We start from the raw sequence: 8,494 nt of genomic DNA on the forward strand, positions 1-8,494 counted from the left end.
CCGCCATGCCGTCCAATGACGCCCGGATTCTGGCCCAGGCCGCCGTGCCCACGGCTGCCGTCGGTGCTGTCGCCGCCGTCGTCAGTGGCCTGGTGGCCGGTGGCAAGGGGGTGGTCGGCGCGGTCGTCGCGACGCTCGTGGTGATCCTGTTCATGGGGATCGGTCTCTACGTCCTGCAGCGCACCGCCAAATCGCTTCCGCACCTCTTCCAGGCGATGGGCCTGATGCTCTACGCGGCGCAGATCCTGCTGTTGTTCGTCTTCATGGCCGCGTTCAAGAACACCACGCTGTTCCATCCCAAGGCCTTCGCCCTCACGCTCGTCGCCGGCACTCTCGCATGGATCGCCGCGCAGGCGCGTGCCCATATGAAGGCCAAGATCCTTTACGTCGAGCCCGATTCGACGACGGGCGGGAAGCCCGAAAAATCGGGGCACTCGTCGTGAGGGATAGGGCCGGGATAAAGAGGCATGAGATCTCCTGCTATCGTCCGGTGCCAACTGCGGCATCGCGGGCGCGGGCATCCGAGCTGACGCCTGCTCCATCGCGAGGCGAGATGCCCCCCAGCCGCCCCCACATCCGTAACACCAGTCCCGTGCCGAACCGCGGCCCTGCGCCGCGCCGACACAACGAGGTTGCCGTACCCATGCGTCACGCCGAAGGAGCCCGCGGTGAGTGCTGACCAGACCCAGCTCGCCTTTGACTGGAGCTGTCGGATCATGTCCGACAACGGGTGTGGTTTTCCGGCTCCGGGCCTGCACTCGTTCCTCTTCAAGCCGATTGGCACGGTCGGGGGGTACGAGTTCAACAAGGTGATGCTGCTTGCCATCATCACCACCATCCTTGTCATCGGCTTCTTCTGGGCGGCCTTCGGCAAGGCCAAGGTGGTGCCGGGCAAGCTGCAGATGGTCGGTGAGGCCGGCTACGACTTCGTCCGCCGCGGCATCGTCTACGAGACCCTCGGCAAGAAGGAGGGCGAGAAGTACGTCCCCCTGATGGTCTCGCTGTTCTTCTTCATCTGGATCATGAACATCTGGTCCGTGATCCCGCTCGCGCAGTTCCCGGTGTCCTCGATCATCGCCTACCCGGCCGTCCTGGCCGCGGTGGTGTACGTGACGTGGGTCGGGCTGACCTTCAAGCGGCACGGCTTCGTCGGGTTCTTCAAGAACGTCACCGGCTACGACAAGTCGCTCGGCCCGGTGCTGCCGCTCGTGATGCTCATCGAGTTCTTCTCGAACCTGCTCGTCCGACCGTTCACGCACGCGGTGCGACTCTTCGCCAACATGTTCGCCGGCCACCTGATGCTGGTCATGTTCACCGTCGCGTCCTGGTACCTGCTGAACAGCTGGATGATCCCGGCGGCCGGTGTCTCCTTCGTCATGGCCACGGTCATGATCGTCTTCGAACTTTTCGTGCAGGCCGTCCAGGCGTACGTTTTCGTACTCCTCGCCTGCACGTACGTCCAGGGCGCTCTCGCCGAGCATCACTGAGCCCCGACCACTCTCAGCCCCCCAGAACGTCCGGTGGCCAACCCCCATCGGTCCTGAAAGAGAAGGAAGATTCAGCATGGCTGCCCTTGAGACCCTCGCCGCCGTCGAAGGCAACCTCGGCTCCATCGGCTACGGCCTTGCCGCCATCGGCCCCGGCGTCGGCGTCGGCATCATCTTCGGCAACGGTACCCAGGCCCTGGCCCGCCAGCCCGAGGCGGCCGGTCTGATCCGTGCCAACCAGATCCTCGGTTTCGCGTTCTGTGAGGCGCTCGCCCTCATCGGCATCGTCATGCCGTTCGTCTACTAAAGACGACCGGACGATCGAAACCTTTCAACGGAAGGCACTGATGTGATCGCCAACCTGGTGCAGCTGGCGGCCGAGGAGAAGCAGAACCCGCTGATCCCTCCGGGCCCCGAGCTGCTCGTCGGCACCATCGCCTTCGCCATCGTGTTCTTCTTCTTCTGGAAGAAGCTGCTTCCGAACATCAACAAGGTTCTGGAGGAGCGCCGCGCGGCGATCGAAGGCGGTATCGAAGAGGCCGAGACCATGAAGGTCGAGGCCCAGAGCGTCCTTGAGCAGTACAAGGCACAGCTCGCCGAGGCCCGGCACGAGGCCGCGCGCCTGCGCCAGGAGGCGCAGGAGCAGGGTGCCGCCCTCATCGCCGAGATGCGGGCCGAGGGCCAGCGGCAGCGCGAGGAGATCGTCGCCGCCGGTCACGCCCAGATCGAGGCCGACCGCAAGGCCGCCGCGTCCGCGCTGCGCCAGGACGTGGGCAAGCTCGCCACCGACCTGGCCGGCAAGCTCGTCGGCGAGTCCCTCGAGGACCACGCCCGCCAGAGCCGCGTGATCGACCGGTTCCTCGACGAGCTCGAGGAGAAGGCCGAGGCCGGCCGATGAACGGAGCGAGCCGCGAGGCCCTGGCAGCCGCACGAGAGCGTCTCGACGCGCTGACGGACTCCACGTCCGTCGACGCAGGGAAGCTCGCCGCCGAGCTGGCCGCCGTCACCGCGCTGCTCGACCGCGAGGTGTCGCTGCGTCGGGTCCTCACCGACCCGGCGCAGGCCGGTGAGACCAAGGCCGGGCTGGCCCAGCGCCTGCTCGGCACGCAGGTCAGCGGCCCCGCCGCCGACCTGGTCGCGGGCATGGTGCGTTCCCGCTGGTCGCGTTCGCGCGATCTGGTGGACGCGCTGGAGCAGCTGGCCGACACCGCGGACCTCACCGCCGCACAGCAGGCCGGCAAGCTCGACGACGTCGAGGACGAGCTGTTCCGGTTCGGCCGGATCGTCTCCGGCAGCACCGAGCTGCGCGCCGCGCTGACCGACCGCAAGGCCACGACCTCCGCCAAGAGCGAGCTGCTGCGCAGCCTGCTGGGCGGCAGGGCCCAGTCGGCCACCGAGCGTCTGGTGACGCGCCTTGTGACCGCGCCGCGGGGACGTAGCCTGGAGTCGGGACTGGAGTCCCTGTCCAAGCTCGCCGCCGACCGGCGGAACCGCACGGTCGCCACCGTGACCTCGGCGGTGCCGCTGAGCGACCCGCAGAAGCAGCGCCTGGGCGCCGCCCTCGCGAAGCTCTACGGCCGCACGATGCACCTCAACCTGGACGTGGACCCCGAGGTCCTCGGCGGAATCCGGGTGCAGGTCGGCGACGAGGTCATCAACGGCTCCCTCGCGGACCGCATCGAGGACGCCAGCCGCCGGCTCGCCGGCTGAGCAGCAACTCAATAGGCACAACGTACTTACGACGGCCCTGGTTGGGCCGTGCAGAAGAATCCTGGGGGTCGCCCCCAGACCCCCTAAGAAACTTCGGGCCCAACAAGGAGAGCAGGGAACCCAGATGGCGGAGCTCACGATCCGGCCGGAGGAGATCCGGGACGCGCTGGAGAACTTCGTCCAGGCGTACAAGCCGGACGCGGCCTCGCGCGAGGAGGTCGGTACGGTCACCTTTGCCGGCGACGGCATCGCGAAGGTGGAGGGCCTGCCCTCGACCATGGCCAACGAACTGCTGAAGTTCGAGGACGGCACCCTCGGCCTCGCCCTCAACCTCGAGGAGCGCGAGATCGGTGCCATCGTCCTCGGCGAGTTCAGCGGCGTCGAGGAGGGACAGCCGGTCTCCCGCACCGGCGAGGTTCTCTCCGTCGCGGTGGGCGAGGGCTACCTCGGCCGCGTGGTGGACCCCCTCGGCAACCCGATCGACGGCCTCGGCGAGATCGAGACCGAAGACCGTCGCGCCCTGGAGCTGCAGGCCCCGGGCGTCATGGTCCGCAAGTCGGTGCACGAGCCGATGGAGACGGGCTACAAGGCCGTCGACGCGATGACCCCGATCGGCCGCGGCCAGCGCCAGCTGATCATCGGTGACCGTCAGACCGGCAAGACCGCCCTGGCCGTCGACACGATCATCAACCAGCGCGACAACTGGCGCACGGGCGACCCGAACAAGCAGGTCCGCTGCATCTACGTCGCCATCGGCCAGAAGGGCTCCACCATCGCCGGCGTGCGCGGCGCTCTGGAGGAGGCCGGCGCGCTGGAGTACACGACCATCGTCGCCGCCCCGGCGTCCGACCCGGCCGGCTTCAAGTACCTGGCGCCGTACACCGGTTCGGCCATCGGCCAGCACTGGATGTACCAGGGCAAGCACGTCCTGATCATCTTCGACGACCTGTCGAAGCAGGCCGACGCCTACCGCGCCGTGTCGCTGCTGCTGCGCCGCCCGCCGGGCCGTGAGGCCTACCCGGGTGACGTCTTCTACCTGCACTCCCGTCTGCTGGAGCGCTGCGCCAAGCTCTCCGACGAGATGGGCGCCGGTTCGATGACCGGTCTGCCGATCGTCGAGACCAAGGCCAACGACGTCTCGGCGTTCATCCCGACCAACGTCATCTCCATCACCGACGGCCAGTGCTTCCTGGAGTCGGACCTGTTCAACGCCGGTCAGCGCCCCGCGCTGAACGTGGGTATCTCCGTCTCCCGAGTCGGTGGTTCCGCGCAGCACAAGGCGATGAAGCAGGTCTCCGGCCGTCTGCGCGTGGACCTCGCCCAGTTCCGTGAGCTGGAGGCGTTCGCCGCCTTCGGTTCCGACCTGGACGCCGCGTCGAAGGCGCAGCTGGAGCGCGGTCAGCGCATGGTCGAGCTGCTGAAGCAGCCGCAGTACCAGCCGATGGCCACCGAGGACCAGGTCGTCTCCGTCTGGGCCGGCACCACCGGCAAGATGGACGACGTCCCCGTCGCCGACATCCGCCGCTTCGAGAAGGAGCTGCTGGAGTACCTGCACCGCAAGGAGCAGGGCCTGATGACCTCCATCCGTGAGGGCGGCAAGATGTCCGACGACACCCTGCAGGCCGTCGCCGAGGCCATCGCGGAGTTCAAGAAGCAGTTCGAGACCTCCGACGGCAAGCTGCTCGGCGAGGACGCCCCGGCTGCCGGCAAGTGACGACGGAAGGGACCTGACTCATGGGAGCCCAGCTCCGGGTCTACAAGCGTCGCATCCGATCCGTCACCGCGACCAAGAAGATCACCAAGGCGATGGAGATGATCGCCGCCTCGCGCGTCGTCAAGGCGCAGCGCAAGGTGGCGGCCTCCACCCCGTACGCGACCGAGCTCACCCGGGCGGTCACGGCGGTCGCCACCGGTAGCAACACCAAGCACCCGCTGACGACGGAGGCGGAGAACCCGACCCGCGCCGCGGTCCTGCTCCTCACGAGCGACCGCGGTCTGGCCGGCGCCTTCAACTCCAACGCCATCAAGGCCGCGGAGAAGCTCACGGCGAAGCTGGAGGCCGAGGGCAAGGAGGTCGTCAGCTACATCGTCGGCCGCCGTGGTGTCGCCCACTACAACTTCCGCGAGCGCAAGGTCGCGGAGTCGTTCACGGGCTTCACCGACGACCCGTCGTACGCGGACGCCAAGAAGGTCGCGGCACCGCTGATCGAGGCCATCGAGACGGAGACGGCCGAGGGCGGCGTGGACGAGCTCCACATCGTCTACACCGAGTTCGTGTCGATGATGACGCAGACGGCGATCGAGGCACGGCTGCTGCCGCTCAGCCTCGACGAGGTCGCCGAGGAGGCGAAGCCCGCCAAGGGCGAGATCCTCCCGCTGTTCGACTTCGAGCCCTCGGCGGAGGACGTCCTGGACGCCCTGCTGCCGCGTTACGTGGAGAGCCGCATCTACAACGCGCTGCTCCAGTCGGCCGCCTCCAAGCACGCCGCCACGCGGCGCGCGATGAAGTCGGCCACCGACAACGCCGGCGAGCTCATCGAGACGCTCACCCGGCTTGCCAACCAGGCCCGCCAGGCCGAAATCACCCAGGAAATCAGCGAGATCGTCGGTGGCGCCAGTGCCCTGGCCGACGCGACCGCGGGGAGTGACTGACAAATGACCACCACTGTTGAGCCGACCGCTCCTGCTGGCGTGGCCACTGGCCGCGTCGCGCGGGTCATCGGCCCGGTCGTCGACGTGGAGTTCCCCGTCGACGCGATGCCGGAGATCTACAACGCCCTTCACGTCGAGGTCGCCGACCCGGCGCTGGCGGGCGAGAAGAAGACGCTGACCCTGGAGGTCGCCCAGCATCTGGGTGACGGCCTGGTCCGCGCCATCTCGATGCAGCCCACCGACGGTCTCGTCCGCCAGGCCCCGGTGACCGACACCGGCGCGGGCATCTCCGTCCCCGTCGGCGACTTCACCAAGGGCAAGGTGTTCAACACCCTCGGTGAGGTGCTGAACAGCGACGAGGTCCACACGGGCGAGCGCTGGCCCATCCACCGCAAGGCCCCCGCGTTCGACCAGCTCGAGTCGAAGACCGAGATGTTCGAGACGGGCCTGAAGGTCGTCGACCTGCTCACCCCGTACGTCAAGGGCGGCAAGATCGGTCTGTTCGGTGGTGCCGGTGTCGGCAAGACCGTGCTGATCCAGGAAATGATCATGCGTGTCGCCAACCTCCACGAGGGCGTCTCCGTCTTCGCGGGCGTCGGCGAGCGCACCCGTGAGGGCAACGACCTCATCGCGGAGATGGAAGAGTCCGGCGTTCTGGACAAGACCGCCCTGGTCTTCGGCCAGATGGACGAGCCCCCGGGCACCCGTCTGCGCGTGGCCCTGGCCGGCCTGACGATGGCGGAGTACTTCCGCGACGTCCAGAAGCAGGACGTGCTGTTCTTCATCGACAACATCTTCCGCTTCACCCAGGCCGGTTCCGAGGTGTCGACCCTGCTCGGCCGTATGCCCTCCGCGGTGGGCTACCAGCCGAACCTGGCCGACGAGATGGGCATCCTGCAGGAGCGCATCACCTCGACCCGTGGTCACTCGATCACCTCGATGCAGGCGATCTACGTCCCCGCGGACGACCTGACCGACCCGGCCCCGGCCACCACCTTCGCCCACCTCGACGCGACGACGGTTCTGTCCCGTCCGATCTCCGAGAAGGGCATCTACCCGGCCGTGGACCCGCTGGACTCGACGTCCCGCATCCTCGACCCGCGGTACATCTCGGCGGACCACTACAACGCCGCGATGCGCGTGAAGAACATCCTGCAGAAGTACAAGGACCTGCAGGACATCATCGCGATCCTCGGTATCGACGAGCTCGGCGAGGAGGACAAGCTCGTCGTCCACCGTGCCCGTCGCGTGGAGCGCTTCCTGTCCCAGAACACCCACGCCGCCAAGCAGTTCACCGGCGTGGACGGTTCGGACGTGCCGCTGGACGAGTCGATCGCCGCGTTCAACGCGATCTGCGACGGCGAGTACGACCACTTCCCGGAGCAGGCGTTCTTCATGTGCGGTGGTCTTGAGGACCTGAAGAAGAACGCCAAGGAGCTCGGCGTCTCCTGAGCCTCGTGCTCGATGTGAGCCTCGTGCTCACGCCGGAGGGGGCGGGGAACGTCCCGCCCCCTTCGTCACGCCCATTAGACTTGTAACCAACACCCGGCACTCCCGCCGGGTGGTGACCCGAGGAGCCACCCTTGGCTGCTGAGCTGCACGTCGCGCTGGTCGCGGCCGACCGTGAGGTCTGGTCCGGCCAGGCCACCCTGGTCGTCGCGCGCACCACGTCCGGCGACATCGGCGTCATGCCCGGTCACCAGCCGCTGCTCGGTGTGCTGGAGTCGGGCCCGGTGACCATCCGCACGAGCGACGGCGGGACGGTCGTCGCCGCGGTGCACGGCGGTTTCATCTCGTTCGCCGACGACAAGCTCTCGCTGCTGGCGGAAGTCGCCGAGCTGTCGGACGAGATCGACGTCCAGCGCGCGGAGCGGGAGCTGGAGCGCGCGAAGGCGGAGGACGACGCGGAGGCCAAGCGCCGCGCGGACGTCCGGCTGCGGGCTGCGACGGCGGCGCGCTGACGCCGCCGGCCGTGTGAAGACGTCACTCAGCCGCGGCTGGGTACCGGAGAGATCCGGACCCGGCCGCGGCTGAGGCGGATGTGGGTGTTTTTTACGTTCCGTTACCTAGGAGACGAGGAGGTCGGTGTCGATGGTCCTCGCTCTGACTGTGTGCGGAATCGTGGTGGCCCTCGTGGTGGTGGGCCTGTTCGTCTTCGGGCTGCGCCGCCGGCTGATCCAGCGTTCGGGCGGCACCTTCGACGCCAGCCTGCGCTGGGACGTCGCGGAGCAGAGCGACACCAACGGCAAGGGCTGGGCGTACGGGGTGGCCCGGTACAACGGCGACCGCGTCGAGTGGTTCCGCGTCTTCTCGTACTCGCCGCGCCCGCGCCGCGTCCTGGAGCGGTCCGCGATCGAGGTGGCGGGCCGCCGGGTACCGGAGGGCGAGGAGGAGCTGGCGCTCCTGTCCGACCACGTGATCCTGGCCTGTCTGCACCGGGGCACGCGTCTCGAGCTCGCGATGAGCGAGGACGCGCTGACCGGTTTCCTCGCGTGGCTTGAGGCGGCCCCGCCCGGACAGCGGGGGGGGGGGGGGGTGGGCCGCGGAGCCCCCGGGGGGGGGGGCCCCCCGGGCCGGGGGGGGGGGGGGGGAGTTGGGGGGATAGGGGTAGGGAAACAGGGGACTGCCCAGCCAGTTTTTTTTGT

General features: G+C 68.3%; 9 protein-coding genes and 1 pseudogene. All 10 read left to right on the forward strand.

Features of this window, described 5'->3' with window-relative positions; genetic code table 11:
* The first annotated feature begins 5 nt into the window (after positions 1-5).
* The gene (locus ABTZ58_RS30175; RefSeq protein ID WP_351363407.1) at positions 6-443 is read left to right on the forward strand and encodes a Cg1360 family ATP-synthase-associated protein; all 438 of its coding nucleotides are present in this window, start codon (positions 6-8) and stop codon (positions 441-443) included.
* A gap of 225 nt (positions 444-668) precedes the next feature.
* Complete coding sequence (atpB, locus tag ABTZ58_RS30180; RefSeq protein ID WP_502996150.1) at positions 669-1,487, forward strand: F0F1 ATP synthase subunit A; 819 nt, start codon at positions 669-671, stop codon at positions 1,485-1,487.
* 76 nt (positions 1,488-1,563) lie between these two features.
* Positions 1,564-1,794, forward strand: a complete 231-nt coding sequence (gene atpE, locus ABTZ58_RS30185) for an ATP synthase F0 subunit C (RefSeq protein ID WP_030049631.1) — start codon at positions 1,564-1,566, stop codon at positions 1,792-1,794.
* Between the two features lie 42 nt (positions 1,795-1,836).
* On the forward strand, positions 1,837-2,385 hold the full coding sequence (locus tag ABTZ58_RS30190) for a F0F1 ATP synthase subunit B (protein WP_309097134.1): 549 nt from the start codon (positions 1,837-1,839) through the stop codon (positions 2,383-2,385).
* Positions 2,382-3,197: a F0F1 ATP synthase subunit delta gene (locus tag ABTZ58_RS30195; protein WP_351363411.1), complete on the forward strand. Its 816-nt coding sequence runs from the start codon at positions 2,382-2,384 to the stop codon at positions 3,195-3,197. The genes ABTZ58_RS30190 and ABTZ58_RS30195 overlap by 4 nt, the downstream gene beginning before the upstream one ends.
* A 124-nt stretch (positions 3,198-3,321) precedes the next feature.
* Entirely contained in the window at positions 3,322-4,911 is a 1,590-nt protein-coding gene (atpA, locus tag ABTZ58_RS30200) for a F0F1 ATP synthase subunit alpha (protein ID WP_351363414.1), read from the forward strand.
* A gap of 20 nt (positions 4,912-4,931) precedes the next feature.
* Positions 4,932-5,849 carry a F0F1 ATP synthase subunit gamma gene (locus tag ABTZ58_RS30205; protein ID WP_309097131.1) on the forward strand — a complete coding sequence of 306 codons (918 nt, stop codon included), beginning with the start codon at positions 4,932-4,934 and terminating at the stop codon, positions 5,847-5,849.
* A 3-nt stretch (positions 5,850-5,852) separates the two neighbouring features.
* The gene (gene atpD / locus ABTZ58_RS30210) at positions 5,853-7,301 is read left to right on the forward strand and encodes a F0F1 ATP synthase subunit beta (RefSeq protein WP_094055914.1); all 1,449 of its coding nucleotides are present in this window, start codon (positions 5,853-5,855) and stop codon (positions 7,299-7,301) included.
* Between the two features lie 131 nt (positions 7,302-7,432).
* Positions 7,433-7,810 (forward strand): F0F1 ATP synthase subunit epsilon, encoded by a 378-nt coding sequence (locus ABTZ58_RS30215; RefSeq protein ID WP_309094277.1) that lies wholly within the window; start codon positions 7,433-7,435, stop codon positions 7,808-7,810.
* Positions 7,811-7,940: 130 nt separating this feature from the next.
* Positions 7,941-8,372, forward strand: a pseudogene (locus ABTZ58_RS30220) (DUF2550 domain-containing protein); the annotation flags it as partial.
* Positions 8,373-8,494: the final 122 nt, after the last annotated feature.

Origin of the sequence: Streptomyces sp. NPDC094143, from assembly GCF_040303825.1 — a bacterium.
Classification (GTDB): domain Bacteria; phylum Actinomycetota; class Actinomycetes; order Streptomycetales; family Streptomycetaceae; genus Streptomyces.